This is a genomic window from Pseudomonas syringae group sp. J248-6 (genome assembly GCF_032586995.1).
Lineage (GTDB): Bacteria > Pseudomonadota > Gammaproteobacteria > Pseudomonadales > Pseudomonadaceae > Aquipseudomonas > Aquipseudomonas amygdali.
This window is the reverse complement of the sequence record NZ_JAWHOP010000003.1, coordinates 182,170-206,990: the sequence shown is the minus strand read 5'-3', so window position 1 is coordinate 206,990 and position 24,821 is coordinate 182,170. Positions and strand designations below refer to the sequence as shown.

The window sequence follows — 24,821 nt, the reverse complement described above, 5'->3', positions numbered from 1 at the left end:
ACACCCCCCGCCAGCTGCACATGCGTGTGGGCTGACGGAGAGGCGTTGACGTGTTTCAGAAGGCGAAAGCATGGTGGCCCTGAACCCGGTTGTAGACGCTGGATGACGCTTGTGCCGGTTGCAGGAAGTTCATGAGCGCCTGTTTCGAGTCGCGGCAGGCGGCCTTGTGTTCCATGTCCAGAAAGTGGCCTGTGGCTTCGATGGTGCTGAAGCTGCAGTTCTGCAGGTATCGGGAGAACTGCGCGGCGTCGTTCGCGGAGGTGTACTCGTCCCAGGCGCCATTGATGAACAGTACCGGGGCCTTGATGCGCTTTCCTGCTGTCAGGTAATTGTCCGGGTCAAGCTCGAGTACCTGACTGAAGTGATAGTGCATCTGGTCATATTCATGACCGTCCAGGCTGCTGACGTGGCGATAGTTGACGCGCTTGAACAGCGACGGCAGGTGTTTGCCGATAGTGTTGTTGATCAGATGCCCCATGTCGTAACGGCTATGTGCGCCGAGGTAGTCGAGGCCTTTGTCCAGGTACTCGCGCATGGCACCGTTGATAACCGGTGAGAACGAGCTGATGACCGCGCTTTCGATGCGTCTTGGTTGATGCGCCAGCGCAACCAGCGTAGCTGCGCCGCCCCAGGAGAAGGACAGAACGTGCTCGGCGTTGAAATGGTCGATCAGTTCCAGCAACAGCTGGCCTTCCTCTTCCCGGGTCAGCGGTGCGCCGTGCACGTTGTGTGGCTTGGACCTGCCCGAGTAAGGCTGGTCATACAGCACCACGTTGAATGTGGGGTAAAGGTTGCGGACGGTCTGAGCAAATGACGCGGTGGTGGCCAGTGAGCCGTTGACCAGAATGATGGTCTTTGCGGCGGCATCGGTGTGATAGAACTCGGTATAAACCCGAAACTGTCCTTGTATGTCCAGCACTGCTTTTTCTGGCGACATAGGTGTAACTCCTGGCGTAAACAGGTAAGCGTGCACATGACGTTGCACGAGTTTCGTGACAGGCAGGCGATAGCCGATTAAAGGCCCATGTCGATCCGATAAGCTGTTCGACAGGTATTGTTATTGGCGGGCAATGTGTCGCGAGCCAGCGGCTCGATACGACAAAGTGTTTCTTGGAATAATGGATTGACTCATCAGTCGCATAAGGACTGACAATCCCAGTCAAGCAGTCGATCCGTTAACCCGCAAGTGTCATTCGTACCTTGTTTGCGTAATCCGCCAAACGGTTGTGACTTTTCAGAACAGGCTGATTTCCGTAGCGTGCAACGCGCGGTAGCTGCCGGGTGCCAAGGCTGAGTCCAGCGCCAGCTCGCCAATATTCTCCCGGTGCAGGCGCAGCACTTTGTTATCGAAGTGACCGAACATCCGTTTCACCTGGTGATAGCGACCTTCGACAATAGTCAGGCGTGCGCTACGTGGCCCCAGCAGGGTTAATTGCGCCGGTTGCGTGGTGATGTTCTCAAATGAAAAATACATTCCAGCAGCGAATGTGGCCGCGTAGCGTTCGTCGATCGGTTGTTCGGTCTCGACGTAATACACTTTGGGCATTTTTGTCTGCGGCTGGGTGAGGCGTCGTGACCATTGACCATCGTTGGTAATCAGCATCAGGCCAGTGGTGTTGAAGTCCAGCCGCCCGGCGATATGCAGCTCGTGTCTGTCAGGCTCGTCCAGCAAGTCGAGGACTGTCGGGTGCTGTGTATCAACTGTCGCGCTGACGCAGCCTTCAGGTTTGTGCAGCATGAAATAGCGGGCAGTTTTGCCGGCTTGCAGTATTTCCCCGTCGAGCGCTACGCAACTGAACTCACGGACTTCGTGGTGCGGGTCGCTGGTTGTTTGCCCGTCTACCTGCACCCGCCCGCTGGCCAGCGCCAGGCGCACGCTTTTGCGATTGAGGCTTGGCAGGTTACTGAGGAAGCGGTCAAGACGCATGGCGATAGTGGCTGACAGGGGATGGGGGGCGCATCTTACTCGTTGATCCGGTCGGCAGGCTGGCCGGATGCGGCCTCCTGGATTCCGGCGCAACGCGGACACAGACACGCCTTGTCGCGAATGTCCGCAGGCAAGGCTTCAAGCAAAGCAGGGTCGATGCTTTCCGAAAAGCACCAGCAGGCCTGGTCTGCCGTACGCGGGTCAGCCAGGCTGCACTGGTTGCTGAAACCGCACAGAGGGCAAAGGCGGGTGTCGTTCATGGCGATTGTCTTGCTCGATGATCGTGGCAGTTGATTCAGGCGCTTCTGCCAATTGGCTATGTTGCAGGGGGATGATAAACCGGTGCGCGGCGCAACAGTGCAGATATTGCTGCGCATCGGCAGTGCACCAGCAACACCCTGTCGTAATGAATGCCCTGTGTCGACAGACTGTTGAACAGGTCGCTCAACGAAGGGGGCGCCTTGCCGAAGCGGTTGCGTACCGTCAGTACATCCATTGGCGTTGGCGGTAACCAGCCCTTGAGGGGCGATGCGTTCGAGTTGCCTACCACCCGTGCAATATCGTCATAGGTTTCGTAACTGGTTGTCTGGAACTTGGACAGGCTGTAGTTCTTAAGCCTGCCAGGCAGCGACGTGCCCGCGAGTATCTTGTCAGTCATCAACAATGGCTCATGCGCGGCTACTGAATACATCAGGATATTTTCCTTTGTATTGGAGATGGCAAACGGCCGGGCATTCTTGTTGACGATACGGTGCAATTTGGGGTCGACCAATTCATAACCATGCGGCGCATAGGTGCGGATCTCCGTGCCGTTGGGGATCTTCACTGTCGTAGCCCAAGGCGTGTAGTACCCGTGGGTGCTGACCACCAGTGTCCGCGCCTGACCTCTGTCCGACGTCCAGAGCAGGAAACGACGGCCCAGCTTCCAGGCATGCACCGGCAACAAACCGGGCGACACTATGCTGGTGATGGTCCAGCGTTTTAGAAGGGCGTCGGTATGAAAGAATTTTTCCAGTCGTGTCTGGCGCGGTTTTAATGGCCGCGCGCCTAAACGGCTGGAGCCTCGTGAGCCACCGGACAACGCTAAAGACGCCCCCGCTGTATGAGCGGCAGGTTTGACGATTTTGGTCAGTGTGCGCAGTAGTCTCGGTGTCTGCGGCCCAAGCTGTAACAAGCCCAGCGATAATGTTGCCAGCAGCGCCTGATTCTTTTCTGCGTAACGACTGCCCGGCAAATTCGCGGAGGCAACGCTCAGTGCAGTAAGGCCGACATCCGCTGCCAGCGACGCTAAAAACGCCGGTGTCAGCAACAGAGACATGGGCACCAGCAAACGCTGTAAATGGTGTAGACGGTCTGTCCAGTACGCCAGCGAAACCTGTTCGCAGGTCACGATCTGCTCCTGTGCATCAGCCAGCGAATTCTGTTTCATGAGTTGATGCAGATAATCGAACGGCGAGCCCTCCAGTTTTTTTTCACACAATGAGTGGTGCAGGGCTTTTCGAGTGTCAGGGTTGTACAGCGCATCCGTCCACGGGCGCAGTATGGAGACGGGCGGGCCTGGTGCCTGAACGCCGGCCCATAGCTTGAACAGGTAGTGCAGACGTTGGTGATGGCGCACGGGAACGTAGCGCATCACGGCTTCACGCCAGTCCGGTTGGGCGGTCTTCAGGTTCAGATAGCGTTCAAGTGCATCGTCGTCCGAAAACTCGATAAAGGCTTCGGGATACCCAGGCTGATAGAGCACCTTCGGTTTACCGGGTTGCTCAAGTATCAACAGCCCGGTGTATTGATATTCCATGCCGTCGAGCAGCGAGCCCTGAACGAAGAAGCCAAGTACCAGCCAGTGATTTGGCGCAGAAGGGGCGAGCGCTTCAACGACTTGATCGAAACCGCTGCGTTTGAGGCTACCGCGCTTCAGGCTGATCAGCGCCTGATGGATAAAGGCTGATCTGAGTGCCTGTTCGATGGCTTCTTTTTGTTGTCCCCAGAACGCTTGAATACGTGTGGTCATCCAGCTCAGGAAATCGAATGCCTTGATATAGTCTTCAAGTGCCTGCGGCTTGATCGCCAAACTCTGGCCCTGAGCGCGTACGCCCTGGCCGGTGGTGTCGCGAAAGACCTCTGTAATACCCTCGTGATCAATATAGCCCTCGGGATAATCGACCCTGTAGTTGATCACCAGCGCTTCGCTCAGGCTGATCGGTTTTTCATCGGGCGTATGAACATGCGTGGCTGGATTGCGGGCTCCGCCCAGCGGGCTGATCGAGTTACCGGGTAGATAGGCGATGAACACGTGGTCAGGGTTGAGCGTCAGACCGTGATGTTCCAGTAGATAAGTCGCCATGATTTGTGCAGCCATTCTGGAGGCCGAGGGAATGTGTTCCAGAAGGGCAGGAGCGGTCTGCCAGAGGTCTGCCGCCCCGGCCAGCTTGAGGCTGCGCGATACGGTCTTGAGCAGGTCGATGTTCTGGCTGTTGAGCTGTGTCTCGGCGAATGCTGCCTGGGTCAGTTCGGTAAAAACGTCTTCTGCGAGCAGCGGCGCGCTGGCAACGATGCCTGCGTCCTGATCAAGTGCATGCAACGCATAGCCATAGAGCCCCGAGGCATTCATGGCCTCCAGCAGCCTGCTGGTCATCTGTTCCGGATCATCACTGATGTATTCGATGACTTTGCCCTTGGCACTCAGTATGTGAATGAAGCAGTGGGAGGTGGTTTTCGACCTGACCTGAAAAATGCCCGGTACCGTTTCGCCGTTGAGTGACATTACTCGAACCTCTGATTTCTCACCGCAGCCGCTCTGTTTCAGTGTCGCTGCGTCGGCCGGGAAATCGCTGAGACCCAGGGCGTCCAGCGTCAGGAAATAGCCGTCACGGCTGATGTGCCCGTGGAAGAACTGGCGAGCCAGCGCATCCAGAAAACCCAACCGCGACAAGGTGCGGCAGGTGACTGTGTGCCGTGCCCTGAAAGCCTCCAGAGCCATGCTGTAGTCTCGATCCAGCGGTGTCTCGCTGATCCACTTGAGCACCTGCCTTGCGCTCAGTAACGGGGTTTCCTCGGACAAGGGCGTGTCGGTGATTTCACTGCGATACAGCGCCACGAACTGTTCCGGATCGAAGACCGCCAACGCCACGTTGGTCAGCGACAGGGCAATGCTGTAACGCTCATGCCCCTCGTCGTTCAGTGCGGGCAGGGTCTGCGTGCTGAACGTGATCCGCAGCGTGTCCGGGTCCAGCGTCTTGCCGGTCTTTTGTTCGAGCAGCATGATGAGTTGTTGGCGGACATAGTGTTTTCGAGTCGGCGGGAAGTCCATATCCAGCTGGCAGGCTTCAAGGAGCAAGGCCGAGTTGGCGATCAGCTCGAAGCCCGGGCTTTTGCGCAGTGCGTCGAGCGTGCGCTCGATGCGTGTGGTCGTATTTCGCGTCGCTTGCGTATCGTGCTTCTCGGCCAGCGGCGGCAGTGGCTGTTCACGGGATGGAAACCGGAGCGCAGGCAGGGTAAAGGGCGCCGAGGCATTGAGCGTATCGTGTCGGTTGTGACTGTACTCTGGCAGCAGAACGCTTGGCTGTTCCAGCAGAAACGATGAGGCGTGAAAGAGGGTGTCCTGGCGAAGCGGACTCCAGATGTGGTTCATGACGGCTGGTCGAAGTGAGTGGATGCGCACTATGTCGGCAAGGCCATCCGAACATGACATAACTATGTAGTAGTGGCAGAGCCTTCCAGGCAACAGAGCCGTTTCAGACAGGGCGGCATGTCAGAGCATGCCGCCTTTTCGCTTACATCTGTTGCAAGTGGGCACGCCAGCCGCCGAGATGGCTGATGTCGCGAGCACCTGTCAGGCCGTAGGCTTCACAGATAAACCCCGTCTCCCAGCGACCATCGGCCAGTTGCACCTTACCCAGGCCCAACGGTGCCGGAATGCCGGTCAGAAACGAACCCAGCTCGACACTGGGCAACTCCCAGACTTCCACCTCAATGGCCACACCGTCTTCGGCCACCCGTACCATGCCTGGACGAAATGGCGGGCCACCGGCCAGCGCGAACAACTTATAGTCGGCTGAGCTGTGTGTGGACTCCAGCAAGCGGGCACCGCGTCGCTTGAGCTGCCAGTTCAACGCCAGTCCGTCCAGATGCGCGCCGCAGACCACCAACCGGGCCATATCGTTACCTGCTGCGGTCTTCGGCGCGGGCAATCGAGGCGCTTCACCGCCGATCAAAGGCAGGTCGGTGTGCCGCTGGAAAGCATCGGCCAGGCTGAGCAGGTATTGATCGGTGAATGCCCGTCCGAACAACGTAATGCCCCACGGCAGGCCGTTGCTCATGAATGCGCTGGGCACGGCGATAGCGGCGTAGTCGAGCAGGTTGACGAAGTTCGTGTAATAGCCCAGCTCAGAATTGCGCAGCACCGGCTCCGCAGCCAGTTCTGCTGACGTTACCGGGCGGCCGATGCTCGGCGTTACCACACAGTTCAGCCCTTCAAGCGCCCGATCGCAAATCGCCTTGAGCGCCTGCAAACGGTATTGCGCGCGAAACGTATCGACCCCGCTGACCTGGGGTGCCTTGGCCAGCACGTCGCGAATCACTGGTAATACCGCGTCGGGATGCTCTTCCATTAATTGTCCGGCTACGCTGTAGCGCTCTGCCACCCACGGGCCCTCATACAGCAGCCGCGCAGCTTCGAGAAACGGCGACAGGTCTACCGTGACAGCTTCGCCGCCCAGCGCAGTGAGATGGGCGATGGCCGCGCTGAACAGCCTCGGTCCTTCGGTACAACCAAAGAATTCCAGATCTTCAGCGCGCGGTACGCCGAAGCGAAACGGCCGAGGTGCGCCGAAAGCCGAAACGTCATTCCACTGCGGGTTGTGTCGGCTGTATTCATCGCGCGGATCAAGCGTGGCAACCAGCCCCAGCAACTGGCTGGCTTCCCTTGCTGTGGCAGTAAAGATCGACACGCAATCCTGCGTACGGCAAGCAGGTACGACACCGGCGGTGGAAATCAGCCCCTTGCTGGCTTTCAGCCCCACCAGATTGTTCAACGCTGCGGGCACACGGCCCGAACCCGCTGTGTCGGTGCCCAGCGAAAAGCTACTGACCCCCAGCGCGACGGCCAGTGACGAGCCGGAACTTGAGCCGCCGGACGGGTATTCTTTCAAGACACTGTTAGGGCAGGCGCCATAGGGCGAGCGGCTGCCATTCAGGCCGGTGGCGAACTGGTCCAGATTGGTCTTGCCCATGGGCACCGCCCCCAGCGCGATCAATTGCTCGACGATGGTCGCCGAGCGCTCTGGGGTGTAGGCGTACGCCGGGCAGGCAGCGGTGGTCGCAATGGCGGCCAGATCAATGTTGTCCTTGATCGCGAAGGGCACGCCATACAGTGGCAGGCGATGAATATCGCGATTTTCCAGCGCGGCCAGATAAGGCTCCAGTTCAGCCGGGCTGAGCAGGTGAATGAACAGGTGATAATCCGCGTTGAGCGTTGCGGCTTTTTCCCGTAGCGCCAGAATCAGTTGGCGTGGGGAAGTCTGGCCGGACAGGTAAGCGGTGCGTACGGTATCCAGGCGCAGGTCATTGGGCAGTGCTGTGTCGTTCATGACGCGATTCCATTGAAAGTGAAAAATTGATGGGTTCAGTCTGCTGCCAGCACCACCACCCGTTGCCCTGCGCGTACTGCAGAGCCGGGTTGCACCCGGACTTCCTGCACCACTCCTGCGACCGGCGCGAGCAGGGGGATTTCCATTTTCATGGACTCCAGAATCACCAGCACATCGCCCGCTTCGACACGCTCGCCGGGTTGCACCTGGACCTGCCAGAGATTGCCTGCGATATGGCTGTCGACGCCTTGCTGGCCTGTTTGCAGAGGCAGTTCTTGGGTGTTTGGGGCGACGCCTTCATCGCTCTGGAAGTCGGCCTGGCCGTTGGCGATCCAGCGTTCGCGTTCGGCGTTGAACGCGGACTGTTGCTGAGCACGGAATGCTTTAATGCCGTCGGCTTCGCGGCTCAGAAAGGCCTGGTAGTCGGCCATGTTCAAGGTGCTGTGTTCGATGTTCAGGTCGAAGCGGCCCAGCGGGAAATCGCGACGGATGCGTAGCAATTCGTCGGCGCTGACCGGGTAGAAGCGGATCTGGTCGAAAAAGCGCAGCAGCCACGGTTTGCCCTCGAAGGCGGCAACGTCGCGGTAGCGATTCCACATCTGCAGCGTGCGGCCGACGAATTGATAGCCGCCGGGGCCTTCCATGCCGTACACGCACATGTAGGCGCCACCGATGCCGACCGAATTCTCGGCGGTCCAGGTGCGCGCCGGGTTGTACTTGGTGGTCACTAACCGATGACGCGGGTCCAGAGGCGTGGCGACCGGTGCGCCGAGGTACACATCGCCCAGCCCCATGACCAGATAACTGGCGTCAAACACCGTACGCTGCACCTCGTCAAGATTGGGCAGGTCGTTGATGCGCCGGATGAACTCCAGGTTGCTCGGGCACCACGGTGCGTCCTTGCGCACGGTGGTCATGTACTTCTCGATGGCCAGCTGACAGGCCGGGTCATCCCAGGACAACGGCAGATGGACGATGCGCGACGCCACTTGCAGGTCTTTCGCTGCGCACACTGCGTCCCACTCTCCGGCGACGATGTCGAGCAATTGCCGGAGCGGCAGTTGTTCGGGGCGGTAATGGACTTGCAGCGAACGAATACCTGGCGTCAGGTCAATCACGCCCTCCAGTTGCTTGGCCTCCAGCGCCAGCATCAAGGCATGGCCGCGCAGGCGCAGCACCAGATCCAGCTCCGGCGCCCCGATTTCCAGGAGCAGATGGGTATCGCCGGACAGGCGTGCGACCAAGCGTTTATCGTCCTGACCTATGTCGAGAATGACCGGGGAGGGCAAATCCTCTATGCGCACAGCTTCGCACCCACAGGAGTTCGCGGTGCCTTGTGGGAGCGAGCTTGCTCGCGAAGAGGTCGGTACAGTCGATGTATTTTCTGCGTGTGGAATATCGCTTTCGCGAGCAAGCTCGCTCCCACGTGGGTCCATCGTTGAATTCATCGCTGCATGACATGCCTCGACACTCACCGGATGAAACCGGACCTTGTCTCCAGCCTTCAACTGCCCCAGCTGCCACAAGTCCGCTTCGATAATGGTTACCGGGCACACGAACCCACCCAGGCTCGGTCCGTCCGGGCCGAGGATCACGGGCATATCGCCGGTGAAATCCACCGCGCCGATCGCATAGGGGTTGTCGTGAATATTGGACGGGTGCAGACCTGCCTCGCCACCGTCAGCGCGGACCCATTCGGGTTTCGGGCCGATCAGGCGCACGCCGGTACGGCTGGAGTTGAAATGCACTTCCCAGTCGGTTGCAAAAAACGTCTCGATGTATGCTTCAGTGAAGTATTCCGGCGCAGCATGAGGGCCGTAAATGACCCTTATCCGGCGAATGTCAGGCAGCGCTTCAAGTGCGTCATCGGCAATCCACTGGCCCGCGCTACGATCCAGCAACGGCGCAATGTGCAGCACATCACCGGCACGCAACGCCCGCCCGCCATGCCCGCCGAACTGACCGAGGGTAAAGGTGCTTTTGCTGCCCAGATAATCCGGCACGTCCAGCCCGCCACGCACGCACAGGTAGCTGCGTACGCCAGCACCGGCAATGGTGCCCAGCGCAAGGGTCGAGCCTGCGCGCACCAGCAGCGCGGTGTACATTGCGCAGGGTTCGCCATCGAGCGCGATCGGGATCTGCGCACCGGTTACTGCGATCACTGCATCGGTATTGAAGCGCAGCAACGGCCCGCTCATGGTGATTTCCAGCGCAGCGCATCCTTCGGCATTGCCCAGCAGGCCATTGCCCTGACGCAGCGCGCGGCTGTCCATCGGACCGGATGGCGGTACACCGACCGCCCAGTAGCCCAGTCGTCCCGGATAATCCTGAACGCTGGTTTGCGTGCCGCCGCTCAACACCTCGAACGTGTCAGCGTGATACACCAGACCTTCCAGGCAGCGGGTCCATGGCTGGCCGCTGGCGAACGGCGTGTCGGCAATAATCTGGCGCAGGTAGTCGCGATTGGTCTCGACCCCGTAAAGGCGCGTCTCGTTCAGCGCATCGATCAGCCCGGCGCTGGCCTGCTCGCGGGTCGGCGCCCAACTGATCAGCTTGGCGATCATCGGGTCAAAGTACGGCGGTATCTCGCAGCCCGCTTCAACCCAGGTGTCGATGCGCAGTGCATGGCCATCGGCAGGCGGAAAATTCACCGCCGTCAGCAGGCCGGGGCAGGGCTGGAAGTCACGGCCCGGATCTTCAGCATACAGCCGTGCCTGAATGGCATGGCCGGACGGTTTCAGGCCGGCTTGCAATTGCTCCAGCGGTGGTAGGTCTCCGGCAGCCAGTTGCACCATCCAGCTGACCAGATCGACACCCCACACCTGCTCGGTGACGCCGTGTTCGACCTGCAGACGTGTATTCACTTCCAGAAAGTAGAAGCGCTGATCCTCACTGTCGAAGACAAATTCGACGGTGCCTGCGCTGCGGTAATTGACCGCTCTGGCGAGTTTGATGGCTGCCGCGCAAAGTTCATCGGCCATGCCGTCGGGCAGGTTGGGGGCCGGGGTTTCTTCCAGTACTTTCTGGTTGCGGCGTTGCACCGAGCAGTCACGCACGCCGAGCGCCAGCACCTCGCCCTGACCGTCACCAAACACCTGCACTTCCAGATGGCGGGCACGCTGGATGTATTTCTCGATGAACACACCCGCGTCGCTGAAATTGTTCTGACCAAGGCGCTTCACCGCCTCGAACGAGTCGGCCAGCTCCTCAGCGCTGCGGCACACCCGCATGCCGATCCCGCCACCGCCTGCAGTGCTCTTGAGCATGACCGGATAGCCGATATCACGCGCCGCTGCGATGGCTGATTCCAGGCTGTCGAGTAGTTCGGTGCCTTCCAGCATGGGCACGCCGTGCTGTCTGGCCAGTGCGCGAGCGGTGTGCTTGAGGCCGAAGACGCGCAGTTGCTCGGGCGTCGGCCCGACGAAGGCGATATCGGCGTCTTCGCAGGCTTGAGCAAACGCAGCGTTTTCGGAGAGAAACCCGTAGCCAGGATGAATGGCTCTGGTGCCGCTGGCTTTGGCGATGGCGAGGATCTTGTTCACCGCCAGATAAGTCCCCGCTGCGCCGCCTTCGCCCAGGCTGTGGGCTTCGTCGGCCTGCATCAGGTGCAGGCTTGCGGCGTCGGCTTCTGAATACACCGCCACACCTTTCACCTGCAAAGTGCGCAGGGTCCGCAGGATACGGCAGGCAATGGCGCCACGGTTGGCGATCAGCAGTTTGTCGAACATGGCATAACCCCGGAAACCCAGTCGCGCTCGGTTTCGTGATGGGAAGCGGGCCGTCCCGCTATTGATCTATCTACGCAACGGTCGTCCGTTGCTGAGGGCTGGTGCCGGATCAGTCGCGAATCAGCAACTGCGCAGGCGTCGGGTTGTAGCCGTTGCAGGGGTTGTTGAGCTGCGGACAGTTGGAAATCAGCACGATCACGTCCATTTCAGCGCGCAGCTCGACGTATTTGCCGGGCGCGGAAATACCGTCTTCGAAGGTCAGGCCGCCTTCGGCTGTCACCGGCACGTTCATGAAGAAATTGATGTTCGGACCGATGTCGGCCTTGGTCAGACGCCCGTCGTGCAGGCAGGCGCGCAGGTAGTTGTCGCGGCAGCTGTGCATGTAGCGTTTTTCCAGGGCGTAGCGCACGGTGTTGCTCTCTTGCGCGCATGCACCACCGAGCGTGTCGTGGCGTCCGCAGGTGTCATCGACAATGGTCAGCATCGGTTGGCCGAGATTGGAAAACAGCACGCTGCCCGTGGTCAGGTACACGCTGTTCTGGCGGCGCAAGGTGCGTTGTACGTCGTAGCGTTCACGCGGGTTGGCGAGGCTGAAAAACAGCGTATCGACCGCCTGGTTGCCTTGCAGATCGAGGATGCGCACGGTCTGCCCGGCCTTGACTTCGGCCAGGAACGGCTCGCCTGCCGGTATGGTTGCGTCGCAGCAAATGTGAGTGTGTGAATTCATGACAGGGCTCCTCAGGCGAACAGGCGGTCGGTGTTGATGAAGCCGCGCTCGTTTTCCGGGCGCGAGGTGCGGCAGTGCTCGGCAACGCTGGCGTCGGCTTTCATCCAGCTGAGCTTCAGCGGTTGCGGGGCATATTCCGGGTTGGGGTCCATCGGGTGTTGCAGCGCGGTCAGCACCACCAGCGTGTCCATCGGTGCGTAGAGTTCGATGTAATCCCCGGCTTTTGAGTTGTTCGGCGCGAAGTGCAGGGTTCCTGCATCGTCGACATCAACACGGCTGAACAGGTTAAGGGTCATCAGCAGGTCGGACAGCCCCAGCCCCCATTTGCCCAGCTCGACCAGCAGGTTGTCGACGCCATTGCGAAAGAAGCCGTTGCGCAATTCCTGATAACGGCCCTGGCCGTATTTTTCAGCGACTTCCTGAGCGTTGAGCACGCCGCCAATGCTGTCGCTCCAGCCGCAGGTGTCAGTGACGATGGCCGCCAGCACACGGCCCATGTCCGAATACAGGCAATGGCCGTTGCTCAACCTGGCGGTGTGTTGGCATTTGAGGCTGTCGGGCAGGTTCAGCCGCTCGGTTTTTTCGTGAGCGTTGAGCAGCGTCAGGCTGACGTTGGCGTTGCCGTGCAGGTCGGTCAGGCGCAGCAGTTCGCCGCGCTTGAGGATGAACGAACGATGGCCGCCACCGGGCAGCATCTCTTCGGCGAAAACCGGGTACAGCGTGGTTGAGTCAGTCATTGAACGGGCTCCTCTGAAACGTTGAGCAGCGAATCGATGGCGGCGCGTTCGGCGCGGCGTTCGCTGTTGAGGGGGATGTCGTAAGTGATGCGCGCGCCATAGGCGCCGGGTTCGTGCGGGTCGTGGCGGACCTTGTCGAAAACCAGCAGGCGGGTGCCGAGGTTGAAACCTTCGGACAGGTCGTGAGTGACCATGAACACGGTCAGCTTCGTTTCGCGCCACAGGTCCAGCAGCAAGTGGTGCATGTCTTTGCGAATACCGGGGTCGAGCGCGCCGAAGGGCTCGTCCAGCAGCAGCACGCGGGGTTTCATGATCAGTGCCTGAGCAATGGCCAGACGCTGTTGCATGCCGCCGGACAATTGCGTGGGGTATTTATCCAGCGCATGCCCCAGGCCAACCTTGCCGAGCAGTTGCGCAGCGTGCTCGCGCGCCTCGCTTTTTGCCTGGCCGAACAGTCGGCCCAGCCACGCCGAGCGGGGCAGCTCCAGACCCAGCGCCACGTTGTCCAGCACCGACAGATGCGGGAACACTGAATAGCGCTGAAACACCACGCCACGGCTGGCGTCTGGCTCATTGCGCAGGGCCTTGCCGTCCAGCGTGATCAGACCACGGCTCGGGGTTTCCTGACCCAGCAGCAGGCGCAGAAAAGTCGATTTGCCACAGCCAGATGCGCCGACCAGCGTGCAGAACTCGCCTTCTGCCACGTCCAGATTCAGGCCTTCAAGCACCACCTGATCGTCGTATTGCTGCCAGACATTGCGCGCACAGATAAAGCTCATGTCCGCGCTCCTTCGTACCAGGGAAAGGCGCGTCGGGTCAGGGCTTTGAGGCCCCAGTCCATCAGCCAGGCAAGCAGGGTGATCCACACTACATACGGCAGAATCACGTCCATCGCCAGGTAGCGGCGGACCAGAAAGATCCGGTAACCCAGACCGTCAGTCGAGGCGATGGCCTCGGCGGCGATCAGGAACAGCCACGCCGAACCCAGCACCAGGCGCAGGGCAATCAATAGACGCGGCAGCAACTGCGGCAGGACTACCCGCAGGATCAGCGTCCAGGTCGAGGCGCCGAGGGTCTGCGCCTTGATCAGCAGCTCGACCGGAATTTCCCGGGCACGCTGTTCCAGATCACGGGCCAGAATCGGTGTGATACCGATCACGATCAGCACCACCTTCGACAACTCGCCCAGACCGAACACGATGAACAGAATCGGCAGAATGGCCAGCGGCGGCACCATCGACAGTACCGTCAGCAAGGGCGACAGCGTTGCGCCGCACAACGGCAGGATGCCCGCTGCGATGCCCAGACACAGACCCAACAGCGCGCTGATCCCCAGGCCGATGGCCAGGCGTTGCAGGCTCGATGCGCTGTCCTGCCACAGCAGGTAGTCACCGCTGCGCGGGTCGGCAACGAACGCCATGCGCTTGACCGCATCGGCCATCTGTACCGCGCTGGGCAGCAGTTTGTCGCTGGGGTTTTCCGCAAGCCGGGTGGCCGAGCCCATGAAATAGGCGAACAGCAACAGGGCGAACGGCAGGATCACCAGTATCAGGCGACCGGCACGATCCGGATGGCGGTTTATCAAACGCATGGCAATGACCTTTCTACTGAACGTGATTTACAGCTTGCCGTCGACGGCCATCTGCACGTAGCTGGGGTCAAAGTGCAGCTTGAGATTGCCCTTGTCGCCGAGCATCACGCCATTGGCGAACGACATGCCGACCGCATCGGCATCGCGTGCGCCTTCGCCGAGCAAACCGTGGGCGAACGAGAAGTCAGCCACCTTGCGCTGGGTGTCCGGCAGCTGTTTGCTGGTCGCGAATTCAAGGGCTTCCTTGGGCGTGGCAAACAGCTTGGTGGTGTCCAGTTGCGCCTGGAAGCCGGCCAGATCGGTCCCCGATGCCTTGGCCATGTGTTCCAGCGCAGCCTTGCTCTGAGCGTTTTTGGCGTTCATCAGCGCGACCACTTCAAACCAGGCGCCAGTCAGGGCCTTGCCCAGGGCCGGGTTGTCTTTCAAGGTCTGAGTGTTGACGACCATCATGTCCATGATCTCGCCAGGAATCTGGCTGGAGTTGAACACTTCGGTCACGCCAGGTTTGGCCTTGATGTCCGAAAGCATCGGGTTCCAGGTGGTGACCGCCTGTACATCGTCAGTATTGAAGGCTGCCGAGATATCGGCATCCGAGGTGTTGACGACCTTCAGGTCTTTTTCGCTGAGCTTGACGCTGTCCAGCGCCCGGGCCAGCAGGTAGTGAGACACCGACAGCTCGACCAGGTTGACGTCCATGCCTTTCAGGTCGGCGACTTTTTTGCCCTCGCCCTTGAGCACGATGCCGTCGTTGCCATTGGAGAAATCGCTGACGATCAGTGCCGTGCTTTCCACACCGCCCGCAGCCGGAATGGTCAGTGCGTCCATGTTGGTCATGGTGCAGCCATCGAACTGGCCAGCGGTGTACTGGTTGATGGATTCGACGTAGTCATTGAGCTGGGTGACATCGATCTTGATGCCGTATTTTTTCGCCCACTTGTCGACGATACCCTGGCTACCAGCGTATTCCCACGGCATCCAGCCTGCGTAGATGGTCCAGCAGACATTGAAGTGATCTTTTTGGGCGGCATTCGCCGAGAGGCTCAACGCAGCAAGCAGGCCTGCCGTGAGCAGACCGAAGAGACGAGACTTTTGCATGTTGAGAAATCTCCAGTAGTGAAAAAAGGCGGCCAGGAGCAACGTGACACCACTGGTGTCCCTGTCTCCCGGGCTTTTGTCCCGCCGTGTAACCTCTACTGGAGGTCGCCAACTCTCGGACCAGCCACTTGCCTGTCGGCAAGCCGGAACCCTAGTCGGCTATTGCAAATTGTGGTGCCGCGAACCTGTGTTGACTCCTGCACGCCATTCATCAAGCGAGACTTGTGCCAACTCGCCAAGGCCTTTGTTTTTCAAGGCCTGCCCGGACCATCGCAGGTCAGCCCCGAGGGAAACTGCCTTGTGCTGGTGCGTAACCGCACTGTGTTGATGCATGGGTGCTTTGAAATGTTTTGTAGCATCTTTGCAGGAAGTCGAAACATGCCTGCATGCCCCGGCTTTAGAGCCCTTGAGTGAAGGATGGCCATCATCTTTAGTAGGGTTTACACGCTGCGCCAACGCACTAGATTCCCTTTTCGGTGTCTGAACTTCTGTCCGCCAACCGCTTTGGCGGACGCCGATCAGCGTCGCTGATTCGTGCCCAATCGCGGTCCAGGAGGCCGCCATGTATCGAAGACCCTTGCTTATCACGTTGCTGACCCTTTTCCTTGCCGGTTGCTACGCAGGCCCTGGTTACTACGAATCCGATGTGTACACGCAGCCGACAACCGTCGTCGGTGGCGCTTACGCGTACGACAACGGCTACCGCTCCACCTACTATCAGGAGCAGCGCATCTATGTAGCGCCTCAGCCACGCTATTACACCCAACCACGCTACTACGCCCCGGCACCGCGTTATTACGCCCCGCCGCCAGTGCCACGCTACTACCAGCCGGGACGCCCGCCGGGTTATGGCTGGAGAAACGACGGCTTTCGCGGCAATGGCGGTTTTGGGCGTAATGACGGCTTTCGAGGCAATGGTGGTTTCGGACGCAATGACGGCTTCCGCGGCGACCGAGGCAACCGCGGCTGGGAGGACCATGGCGGTCGAGGCGGACGCGATGGCCGTGATCATGGACGAGGCGGGCGCGGTGATGGTCGTGGCGGGCATCGGTAGCTGAAACCTGCGCTCACTGCCATGCCAGAGCGGTGAACTGGCTGCTGCGAACTGACTATCGTGCCGACGCTCCGCGTCGGCACTTCTTTTTTCTGCACGCTCTGTGTCCGATCTTGCAGGCGCATAGCGCAACCGGCATTGACTTTGCTGCCGGGCTTTCCTAGTGTCCGCGCATTGTTTTTACCGGATGTAACCATGACTAGCGACGACCGCATCAAGCTTGAGCCCAGCTGGAAGGAAGCGCTGCGCGATGAATTCGAGCAGCCCTATATGGCGCAGTTGCGCGAGTTTCTGCGCCAGGAGCATGCCGCGGGTAAAGAGATCTATCCGCCTGGGCCGCTGATTTTCAATGCGCTGAATTCGACGCCGCTCAACAATGTGAAAGTGGTGATCCTTGGTCAGGACCCGTATCACGGCCCGAATCAGGCTCACGGCCTGTGTTTTTCGGTGCAGCCTGGCGTGCCGACACCCCCGTCACTGGTCAACATCTATAAAGAACTCAAGCGCGACCTGAATATCGACATTCCCAATCACGGTTGCCTGCAATCATGGGCTGATCAGGGCGTGCTGTTGCTTAACACTACTCTTACCGTCGAGCGCGCCAACGCTGCTTCTCATGCGGGAAAAGGCTGGCAGCACTTCACTGACCGGATCATTCAAGTGGTCAGCGAGCATCAGCCGCACCTGGTGTTCCTGCTGTGGGGCGCTCATGCGCAAAGCAAGCAGAAGCTGGTCGATGCGACCAAGCATCTGGTGCTGACCTCCGTCCATCCTTCGCCGTTGTCAGCCTACAAAGGCTTCCTGGGTAACGGGCATTTCGGTCGAGCCAACAAGTACCTTGAGCAAAACGGCATCGAGCCAATCGACTGGCGACTGCCCGCTCTCTGATCAAAGTGCTTCTGATTGAGCTCAGTCAGCGAGCCGCTTGTTCCAGCGCCTGTACAGCGGCTCGGCAAGAAACAGCACGAACAGCAGGCGCATGACCTGCATGGCCGTGACCAGCGGCACCGACAATTGAAGCACTTCGGCGGTCAGGCTCATTTCGGCAATGCCACCGGGCATCATGCCCAGTGTCAGTGAGCGCAGGTCCAGGTGGGTGAGGGCGCTCAGCCCCAGCGCAGCCAGTGCGGCGATCAACATGGTCAGCGCAGTGCCCAACAGCGTACGCGCCAGAAACGATGGCGCACGCCGAAAGAATGCCCGATTGAAATGACAACCCAGCCCGCTGCCGATCAGTAGCTGACCCAGCTGGCTGGCACCGTTGGGCAAGCCGATTTTCAGGTCCCAGACCACGCTCACTACGGCACTGAGCAACAGAGGGCCGAACAGCCACGGGTTGGGTTGCTTGAGACGCTGCCACAGCCAGGCCAGTGCTGCGCCGACCGGCAGCAGGAATGCCAGCCAGCGCCAATCGACCGCCGTGGCATGCAGTGAAGGCGTGCCGTCGCCCAGCAGGTATTTGAAGATCGCCGGCACGCATAACACCACGGCCAGCACCCGAAGACTTTGCGCGGCAGCGACGCTGCTGAGCGTCGCACCGTTACGTGCGCCAAGGTTGACCATCTCGCCCGAGCCGCCCGGCATGCTGGAGAAGAAAGCGGTAGGGCGATCTTCTCCGGTACGCAGCATCAGCCAGACGCCAACCAGACACGACAGACTGGTGACCAGTGCACCGATGAAAATCAGCCCGAAATGCGCCAGCACCTGCTCGATGACCACTGGCGTGAAATGCAGACCGATGCCGATGCCGATGATCAGTTGGCCGCATTTGCGACCGCCCGGAATCTGCGTCAGTTGCCAGGGTGTCAGGCAGCGCACCAGGATGATTGCCAGCAATGAGCCAACCATCCACGGCAGCGGCCAGCCAACCTGACTGGCGAGGTAGCCGCCGAGCAGGCCAACCAGCGGCGTTGCCCACCATTGACGCAGTGACGAATCAGCCATGCGTTACGGCAGCCTGCAGTTTTGCGCGCTTGCGCCAGATACGGATCAGCGGGAACAGCAGCATGAACACGGTCACCACCCAGACCCCGAGGGTGATCGGGCTGGCCCAGAGAATCCCCAGTTCGCCGTTGGAGATCGACAGGGCGCGACGCAGGTTCTGCTCCATCAGACCACCGAGGATGAAACCGAGCAGAATCGGCGACAGCGGGAAATCCAGCTTGCGCAGGATGTAACCGAAGATACCGATACCGACCATCAGGAACAGGTCGAACGTGGTGGCGTGCACTGCATACACACCGATGCCGGTAATGATTGCAATCACCGGCACCAGCGCCCAGTTCGGCACGGCGAGGATGCGCGTGAAGATGCGGATCATCGGGATGTTGAGGATCACCAGCATGATGTTGGCGATGAACAACGAAGCGATCAGGCCCCATACGATGTCCGGTTGTTGTTGGAACAGCATCGGACCGGGGGTGATGTTGTACAGCGACAACGCGCCGATCATCACCGCAGTGGTGCCCGAGCCCGGAACACCCAGCGTCAGCATTGGCACCAACGCGCCGCAGGCGGTTGCCCCGATGGCGGTCTCGGGAGCGGCCAGGCCGCGCATGTCGCCCTGGCCGAACTTGCCGCCAGGGCCGGCGATGCGTTTCTCCGTCATATAAGCCACCGCACTGGCCAGCGTCGCACCGGCACCCGGCAGTACGCCGAGGATGAATCCCAGCAGCCCGCAGCGAATATTCACCACAAACACAGCGGCGGCTTCCTTGACGTTGAACATCATGCGCCCGGTAGCCTTGACCGCCTCCTGACCGCGATGGGTCTTCTCCAGCAGCAACAGGATTTCACTGATTGAAAACAGACCCAGGACCAGCACCACGAACTGAATGCCGTCGGTCAGATGAATGTTGTCGCCGGTAAAACGGTATACCCCGCTGTTGGCATCGATACCTACCGCAGACAGGAACAGCCCGATCAGCGCGGCAATGAACGTCTTCAACGGCCTGTCACCGGCCATCCCGCCCAAGCAGACAATAGCGAACACCATCAGTACGAAATATTCCGCCGGACCGAAGGCAATCGCCCACTTGGCGAGCAACGGCGCGAACAGCACCATGCCGCAGGTGGCGATGAATGCACCGATGAACGAGCTCCATGCTGATAGCGATAGCGCGACGCCGGCCAGCCCCTGGCGTGCCATTGGATAACCGTCCAGCGTGGTCATGACGGTGGACGCTTCGCCCGGAATGTTCAGCAGGATCGAACTGATACGCCCACCGTATTCACAGCCCAGGTACACGGCTGCCAGCAGAATCAGTGCTGATTCGGGCGGCAGGCCCAACGCAAAGGCAATGGGGATCAGCAGCGCCACTCCGTTGATAGGCCCAAGCCCTGGCAGCAGGCCGACAACGGTACCAATCAGTGTGCCGGACAGTGCGGTGATCAGGTTGTAAGGGGTTAGGGCGACGCCGAAGCCTTGGCCCAGGTAGCTGAAAGTATCCATGTCAGTTCTCCAGAACGCTGAGCAGGCCTAAAGGCAAGGGAACGTCCATGGCCTTGTCGAACAACAGGTAAAGGCCGACGCTCATCAGAATCACCACCACCACGCTCGGCAGCCAGCGTCCGCCATACAGGCGGGCCATGGGAATGCCGATCAGGATGCTGCTGAGGATGAAGCCCAGCGGTTCGAACAGCCCGGCGAATATCAGCAGTAGAACGATGCACGCGCCAATCTTGACCAGGGTTTCGCGGTCCAGCGCCGGTTCTTCCTCGGTGTGGACAATGGGGGTAGGCCGAATCAGCAGGTACAGCAGGGCGGCACCCATCAGCCCGAGCATCAGCAGCGGAAAAGCGCGTGGGCCGACCGGTTCATAGGAGAAAGGCGCTTGATAAGGCCAGGCCATTAGAGCCAGGCCTGCGCATGCCAGTAGCAGTACGGCAGCAAAAATGCGTTGTATGACCATGAGAAGCTCCTGAGTCGCGCCCGCTATGCAGGCGCAACTTAACGTCAGTCAATTGAGTTCAATTACTGAATCAGGCCGAATTCCTTGGCCATCAGTTTGTAGTCGGCAACCTGCTTCTTGACGTAGGTGTCCAGCTCCGCGCCGGTCATGGCGAAGGGGAACAGCTCGCGCTGATCACGCAGTTTGGCGAAGTCTTCAGAGGCCAGGATCTTGTCGAACGAGGCTTTCCACCAGTTGTAGTCTTCGTCGCTGACCTTCGGCCCGAGGTAGAAGCCACGCACCACTGGCCAGACGATGTCGTAGCCCTGCTCCTTGGCGGTGGGGATGTCTTTCATTTCGGGTTCGTCGATGCGCTTCTCGGCGAACACGGCGAGCAGGCGCATGTCGCCACTCAGAATGTGTGGCATGGAGTCGGAGATGTCGGTACTGCCCACCTGAATGTGGCCGCCAAGCAGGGCAGTAGCGATTTCCCCACCGCCCTCCAGCGCGACATAACGCAAGGCGCGCGGGTTGATGCCAGCAGCCTTGGCGATCAGCGCGGTCTGCATCCAGTCCTGGCTGCCTACGGTGCCGCCTGAGCCGATGACTACCTTGCTCGGGTCGGCCTTGAGCGCTTTGACCAGATCGTCGAGGTTCTTGTAAGGCGAGTCGCTCTTCACTGCAATGGCGCCATAGCTTGTGCCCACGGCGGCGAGCCAGCGCACTGCGTTTTCATCGAAGCGGCCGAATTTGCCCTGCGCCAGATTGAGCAGCGAACCGCTGGACCACGCGACCAGCGTGCCAGCATCTGCGGGGCGCTGAGCTACAACTGCGTTGTAGGCCACTGCGCCGACGCCCCCAGGCATGTAGGTCACGCGCATGGGCGAGGTCAGAATCTTTTCGTTGATCAGCGCGCTTTGCACCAGCTTGCAGGTCAAGTCGAATCCGCCACCCGGTGAGGCGGGTGCAATGCATTCCGGACGTTTTGGCTCGGCAGCAAACAATTGGCTGGCAACCAGCATGCAGGCGGCGGTGGCGGCTATCTGACGCAGAGGGAATTTCATGTTCAGTCTCCAGAGATATTTTTGTTTTTGGAAGAGAGAAGCTGTTCAGCAGATGCTTTTGTCTCGCGCACCACGAAGCCTTTTCGCTGACACGCAGGTGCCATCGGTACTGCGGTGGACGCTGATGTTTTGCAGGAGGGTGGAGCTGGGGCGCGACGGGTGCGGGTAAATCCGCGACGGGCTGTGCTCAATGGACGGGCAAGCCTGGGCTGGCGTAGACATGACGTGACTCCGTTTAGCGATTTATTGTTTTTATTGTCCAGACGCATCCGGGCGCCTGTTTTGTACGTACCCTTTTAACGGGTCGTGCGGCGATGCTAGATGACGAACCTTTCGTAAACCTTTCAGCTACCTTTCATGTCGCAATTGAAGGGCCGCGAATCGTTTCTGTCCTTCACAGGCGGCGGCCTGCCTGTAAACTCCACCGCCACAAGCCTCGATGCTCGGATCGATAACAACAGTGACAATCAGGAGACGGCGATGCGTGTTCTTCTTGTGGAAGATCATCTGCAATTGGCTGAAAGTGTCGCGCAGGCGCTCAAAAGCGCGGGTTTGACCGTTGATGTACTGCATGATGGCGTTGCCGCCGACCTGGCGTTGAGCAGCGAGGAATACGCCGTCGCCATTCTCGACGTCGGCTTGCCGCGTATGGACGGCTTTGAAGTGCTGGCGCGTCTGCGGGCGCGCAGCAAAAACCTTCCGGTATTGATGCTGACCGCGCGCAGCGACGTCAAGGATCGCGTTCATGGCCTGAACCTGGGGGCCGACGATTACCTGGCCAAGCCTTTCGAGCTCTCCGAACTGGAGGCCAGGGTCAAGGCATTGCTGCGTCGCAGTGTGCTGGGTGGCGAGCGGCAACAGCGCTGCGGCGTACTGGCCTATGACCTGGACACGCGGCGTTTCACGCTCGGCGAGGAACTGCTGGCCCTGACGTCTCGCGAACAGGCGGTGCTGGAAGCGCTCATTGCCCGGCCAGGTCGGGTGATGAGCAAGGAGCAACTGGCCGCGCAGGTTTTCGGCCTCGACGAGGAGGCCAGCCCTGACGCCATCGAAATCTACGTCCATCGCCTGCGCAAGAAGCTCGACGGGCATTCTGTGGCCATCGTGACCTTTCGGGGTCTGGGGTATCTGCTTGAAAGCCGCGATGATTAACGACAGCCTGCGCTGGCGGCTGTTGTGGAACCTGGCGTTGCTGCTGGTGGTGTTGATGCTGGCCAGCGGCATGAGCGCTTACTGGAATGGCCGCGAAGTGGCCGATACCGCCTACGACCGCACGTTGCTGGCTTCAGCACGGACCATCGCTGCCGGTCTGACGCAGCGTGATGGCACGCTGAGCGCCGATATTCCCTATGTGGCGCTGGATACCTTTGCCTACGACAGCGAAGGACGAATCTATTATCAGGTCAATGACATCCATCAGAAGCTGATTTCCGGTTATGAAAATCTGCCTTCGCCGCCACCGGGCACTTTGCGTACCGACGATTACCCTGCGCTGGCGAAGTTTTATAACGGGATTTATCAAGGGCAGGATGTACGTGTGGTCAGCCTGCTCAAGCCTGTGACTGATCCAGGCATGAACGGCACGGCTGAAATTCGTGTGGCCGAAACCCAGGAGGCGCGCAAGGGCATGGCGCGCAGCCTGATGGCCGACACGTTGCTGCGTCTGGGCATGCTCGGTGGGGGCGCACTGCTGCTGGTCTGGTTCACGGTCAGTGCGGCACTGCGACCGCTGGAACGCTTGCGCACCGCAGTAGAAGAGCGTCAGCCGGATGATCTGCGCTCATTGCCAATGGTTGAGGTGCAGCATGAACTGCGTCCGCTGGTAGGGGCGCTGAACCACTTTACCGAGCGGCTGCGCCTGCAGTTCGAGCGCCAGGCGCAGTTCATCGCCGATGCCGCCCATGAGCTGCGCACACCGCTGGCCGCGCTCAAGGCGCGGGTCGAGCTGGGCCTGCGCGAGCGCGACCCGCAACACTGGCGCAGTACGCTGGAATCAGCCGCGCTTGGCACGGATCGGCTGACGCATCTGGCCAATCAGTTGCTGTCGCTGGCGCGGATCGAAAACGGTGCGCGGGCCATTGCCGAAGGTGGCGCGCAACAACTCGACCTCAGCCAACTGGCAAGAGAACTGGGCATGGCCATGGCGCCGTTGGCTCATTCACGCGGCGTCGCGCTGGCGCTGGAGGCTGACGAACCGGTCTGGTTGCGTGGCGAGCCGACGTTGCTGAACGAACTGCTGAGCAACCTGATCGACAATGCGCTGGCTCACACTTCACCGGGCGGCAACGTGGTTTTACGGGTGTATGCGCCGGGTGTACTGGAGGTCGAGGATGATGGCCCCGGTATTCCGGCAGATGAGCGTGAGCGGGTTTTCGAGCGTTTCTACCGTCGCAGTCAGCAGGGCAGCGGTGCCGGGCTCGGTCTGGCTATTGTGGGGGAGATCTGCCGTGCGCATCTGGCCAGAATCACCTTGCACGATGGTGCCGAGCGGGGTTTGAAGGTTCGGGTCAGTTTCAGTGCGCCCTGATCCTAGTAAAGCATGCTCTTCGCTTCGTCCATCTGGGCGCTCAGCATGCCTTCAGCTCTGGAAAGCCTCAGTTGGCTGAACGCAGGCAGGTCGACCATCTCGATGAGGCTGAAGGGGTGGTCGGTGTTCCTGTGGATATGCACTGTGGCGATCTGCACCAGATCTGTGTAGTCCGGGCTTTTCGATACGCGCGCGAAGTTCTGGAACTGAATCGGCACGCAGGCCAGCGGCTCGGGAAAGTCCCATGAGCGCAGCAGGCGTTCGCCAATGACCGGGTGAATGCTGTCGATCACGTGGTTGAGGCTGATCGGATCAGCCAGCAGTTCGTAATGGTCTTCGGCATACGTCAGGATCGGCAGAATCCCGATCAAGTGGATCAGCCCGGCAAGCGTGGCCTGGTCGGGTTTGAGATTCGTGTAGTTCTGACAAAGGGTGTAGCTGATGCCGGCAACCTGCAGGCTTTGCTTCCAGATATCGCGCATCTTCTGCTCGATGACTGGAGACTTGGCGTGGAACATCTGCTCGACCACCAGACCGATGGCCAGGTTGCAGGTGTAATTGACGCCCAGGCGCCGAACCGCGGTGGTGACGTCGCTGACTTCGAAATTCGGGCGCAGCAGGGGGCTGTTCGCGACCTTTATCAGGCGTGCGGAAAGGGCTGTATCGCTACCGATGACCTTGCTCAGGGCCGAAATACTGATTTCGGTGTCTTCGGCGGCAAGGCGAATTCTCAGTGCTACTTCCGGCAGGGTAGGCAGAAACAAGGCATCTCTGTCGATGGCCTTGATCAAGTTTCTCTGCACCTCGTCAGCCATCTTGCTCATGTTGCATCTCGCAGCCGTTGGGGGTGTCCAGAGTTTTCCGCGCGCTCCGCAGAGCGCCAGCATGTGCAC

At 60.0% G+C, this 24,821-nt stretch carries 20 protein-coding genes and 1 riboswitch; of the genes, 4 read left to right on the top strand and 16 right to left on the bottom strand.

Annotated elements, in window-relative coordinates:
- Positions 1-55: 55 nt before the first annotated feature.
- From RYC17_RS05255 to RYC17_RS05205, 11 genes are all read right to left on the bottom strand, one after another.
- Positions 56-937, bottom strand: a complete 882-nt coding sequence (locus tag RYC17_RS05255) for an alpha/beta fold hydrolase (RefSeq protein WP_057402904.1) — start codon at positions 935-937, stop codon at positions 56-58.
- Positions 938-1,234: 297 nt separating this feature from the next.
- Positions 1,235-1,927, bottom strand: coding sequence for a pseudouridine synthase (locus RYC17_RS05250; RefSeq protein WP_058400800.1), 693 nt, complete (start codon positions 1,925-1,927; stop codon positions 1,235-1,237).
- Between the two features lie 35 nt (positions 1,928-1,962).
- A complete protein-coding gene (locus RYC17_RS05245; protein WP_057402902.1) occupies positions 1,963-2,187 on the bottom strand; it encodes a cysteine-rich CWC family protein in 225 nt (74 codons plus the stop codon).
- 56 nt (positions 2,188-2,243) lie between these two features.
- The gene (locus RYC17_RS05240; protein WP_122258651.1) at positions 2,244-5,558 is read right to left on the bottom strand and encodes a dermonecrotic toxin domain-containing protein; all 3,315 of its coding nucleotides are present in this window, start codon (positions 5,556-5,558) and stop codon (positions 2,244-2,246) included.
- Between the two features lie 142 nt (positions 5,559-5,700).
- Complete coding sequence (gene atzF / locus RYC17_RS05235) at positions 5,701-7,515, bottom strand: allophanate hydrolase (RefSeq protein ID WP_316902612.1); 1,815 nt, start codon at positions 7,513-7,515, stop codon at positions 5,701-5,703.
- Positions 7,516-7,550: 35 nt separating this feature from the next.
- Positions 7,551-11,243 carry an urea carboxylase gene (gene uca / locus RYC17_RS05230; RefSeq protein WP_316902611.1) on the bottom strand — a complete coding sequence of 1,231 codons (3,693 nt, stop codon included), beginning with the start codon at positions 11,241-11,243 and terminating at the stop codon, positions 7,551-7,553.
- Positions 11,244-11,352: 109 nt separating this feature from the next.
- Positions 11,353-11,970, bottom strand: coding sequence for an urea amidolyase associated protein UAAP2 (locus RYC17_RS05225; RefSeq protein WP_005735135.1), 618 nt, complete (start codon positions 11,968-11,970; stop codon positions 11,353-11,355).
- An 11-nt stretch (positions 11,971-11,981) separates the two neighbouring features.
- Complete coding sequence (locus tag RYC17_RS05220) at positions 11,982-12,707, bottom strand: urea amidolyase associated protein UAAP1 (protein ID WP_058400806.1); 726 nt, start codon at positions 12,705-12,707, stop codon at positions 11,982-11,984.
- Positions 12,704-13,486, bottom strand: a complete 783-nt coding sequence (locus RYC17_RS05215; RefSeq protein ID WP_058400807.1) for an ABC transporter ATP-binding protein — start codon at positions 13,484-13,486, stop codon at positions 12,704-12,706. The genes RYC17_RS05220 and RYC17_RS05215 overlap by 4 nt, the downstream gene beginning before the upstream one ends.
- Positions 13,483-14,298 (bottom strand): ABC transporter permease, encoded by an 816-nt coding sequence (locus tag RYC17_RS05210; RefSeq protein WP_058400808.1) that lies wholly within the window; start codon positions 14,296-14,298, stop codon positions 13,483-13,485. Before RYC17_RS05210 ends, RYC17_RS05215 begins: the two co-directional genes overlap by 4 nt.
- Before the next feature lie 27 nt (positions 14,299-14,325).
- A complete protein-coding gene (locus RYC17_RS05205; protein WP_058400809.1) occupies positions 14,326-15,393 on the bottom strand; it encodes a putative urea ABC transporter substrate-binding protein in 1,068 nt (355 codons plus the stop codon).
- A 63-nt stretch (positions 15,394-15,456) separates the two neighbouring features.
- A riboswitch (guanidine-I (ykkC/yxkD leader) is annotated at positions 15,457-15,559 on the bottom strand.
- Positions 15,560-15,955: 396 nt separating this feature from the next.
- Here RYC17_RS05205 and RYC17_RS05200 point away from each other — a divergent pair.
- Positions 15,956-16,447 carry a hypothetical protein gene (locus tag RYC17_RS05200; RefSeq protein ID WP_002554925.1) on the top strand — a complete coding sequence of 164 codons (492 nt, stop codon included), beginning with the start codon at positions 15,956-15,958 and terminating at the stop codon, positions 16,445-16,447.
- A gap of 195 nt (positions 16,448-16,642) precedes the next feature.
- The gene (ung, locus tag RYC17_RS05195; RefSeq protein WP_058400810.1) at positions 16,643-17,335 is read left to right on the top strand and encodes a uracil-DNA glycosylase; all 693 of its coding nucleotides are present in this window, start codon (positions 16,643-16,645) and stop codon (positions 17,333-17,335) included.
- Between the two features lie 21 nt (positions 17,336-17,356).
- On the opposite strand, the gene RYC17_RS05190 is transcribed toward ung, so the two are convergent.
- The 4 genes from RYC17_RS05190 to RYC17_RS05175 all read right to left on the bottom strand — a co-directional run bounded on the left by RYC17_RS05190 (position 17,357) and on the right by RYC17_RS05175 (position 21,401).
- Positions 17,357-18,391, bottom strand: a complete 1,035-nt coding sequence (locus tag RYC17_RS05190) for an AbrB family transcriptional regulator (protein ID WP_058400811.1) — start codon at positions 18,389-18,391, stop codon at positions 17,357-17,359.
- The gene (locus RYC17_RS05185) at positions 18,384-19,898 is read right to left on the bottom strand and encodes a tripartite tricarboxylate transporter permease (protein WP_058400812.1); all 1,515 of its coding nucleotides are present in this window, start codon (positions 19,896-19,898) and stop codon (positions 18,384-18,386) included. The genes RYC17_RS05190 and RYC17_RS05185 overlap by 8 nt, the downstream gene beginning before the upstream one ends.
- Before the next feature lies 1 nt (position 19,899).
- Positions 19,900-20,358: a tripartite tricarboxylate transporter TctB family protein gene (locus RYC17_RS05180; protein ID WP_058400813.1), complete on the bottom strand. Its 459-nt coding sequence runs from the start codon at positions 20,356-20,358 to the stop codon at positions 19,900-19,902.
- A 62-nt stretch (positions 20,359-20,420) separates the two neighbouring features.
- Positions 20,421-21,401: a Bug family tripartite tricarboxylate transporter substrate binding protein gene (locus RYC17_RS05175; protein WP_058400814.1), complete on the bottom strand. Its 981-nt coding sequence runs from the start codon at positions 21,399-21,401 to the stop codon at positions 20,421-20,423.
- 480 nt (positions 21,402-21,881) lie between these two features.
- On the opposite strand from RYC17_RS05175, the gene RYC17_RS05170 reads away from it, so the two are divergent.
- Positions 21,882-22,553, top strand: a complete 672-nt coding sequence (locus tag RYC17_RS05170; RefSeq protein ID WP_002554918.1) for a response regulator — start codon at positions 21,882-21,884, stop codon at positions 22,551-22,553.
- The gene (locus RYC17_RS05165) at positions 22,546-23,928 is read left to right on the top strand and encodes a sensor histidine kinase (protein WP_004664052.1); all 1,383 of its coding nucleotides are present in this window, start codon (positions 22,546-22,548) and stop codon (positions 23,926-23,928) included. The genes RYC17_RS05170 and RYC17_RS05165 overlap by 8 nt, the downstream gene beginning before the upstream one ends.
- Before the next feature lie 2 nt (positions 23,929-23,930).
- Here RYC17_RS05165 and RYC17_RS05160 read toward each other — a convergent pair whose 3' ends face one another.
- Complete coding sequence (locus RYC17_RS05160; protein ID WP_004658258.1) at positions 23,931-24,752, bottom strand: HDOD domain-containing protein; 822 nt, start codon at positions 24,750-24,752, stop codon at positions 23,931-23,933.
- Positions 24,753-24,821 lie beyond the last annotated feature (69 nt).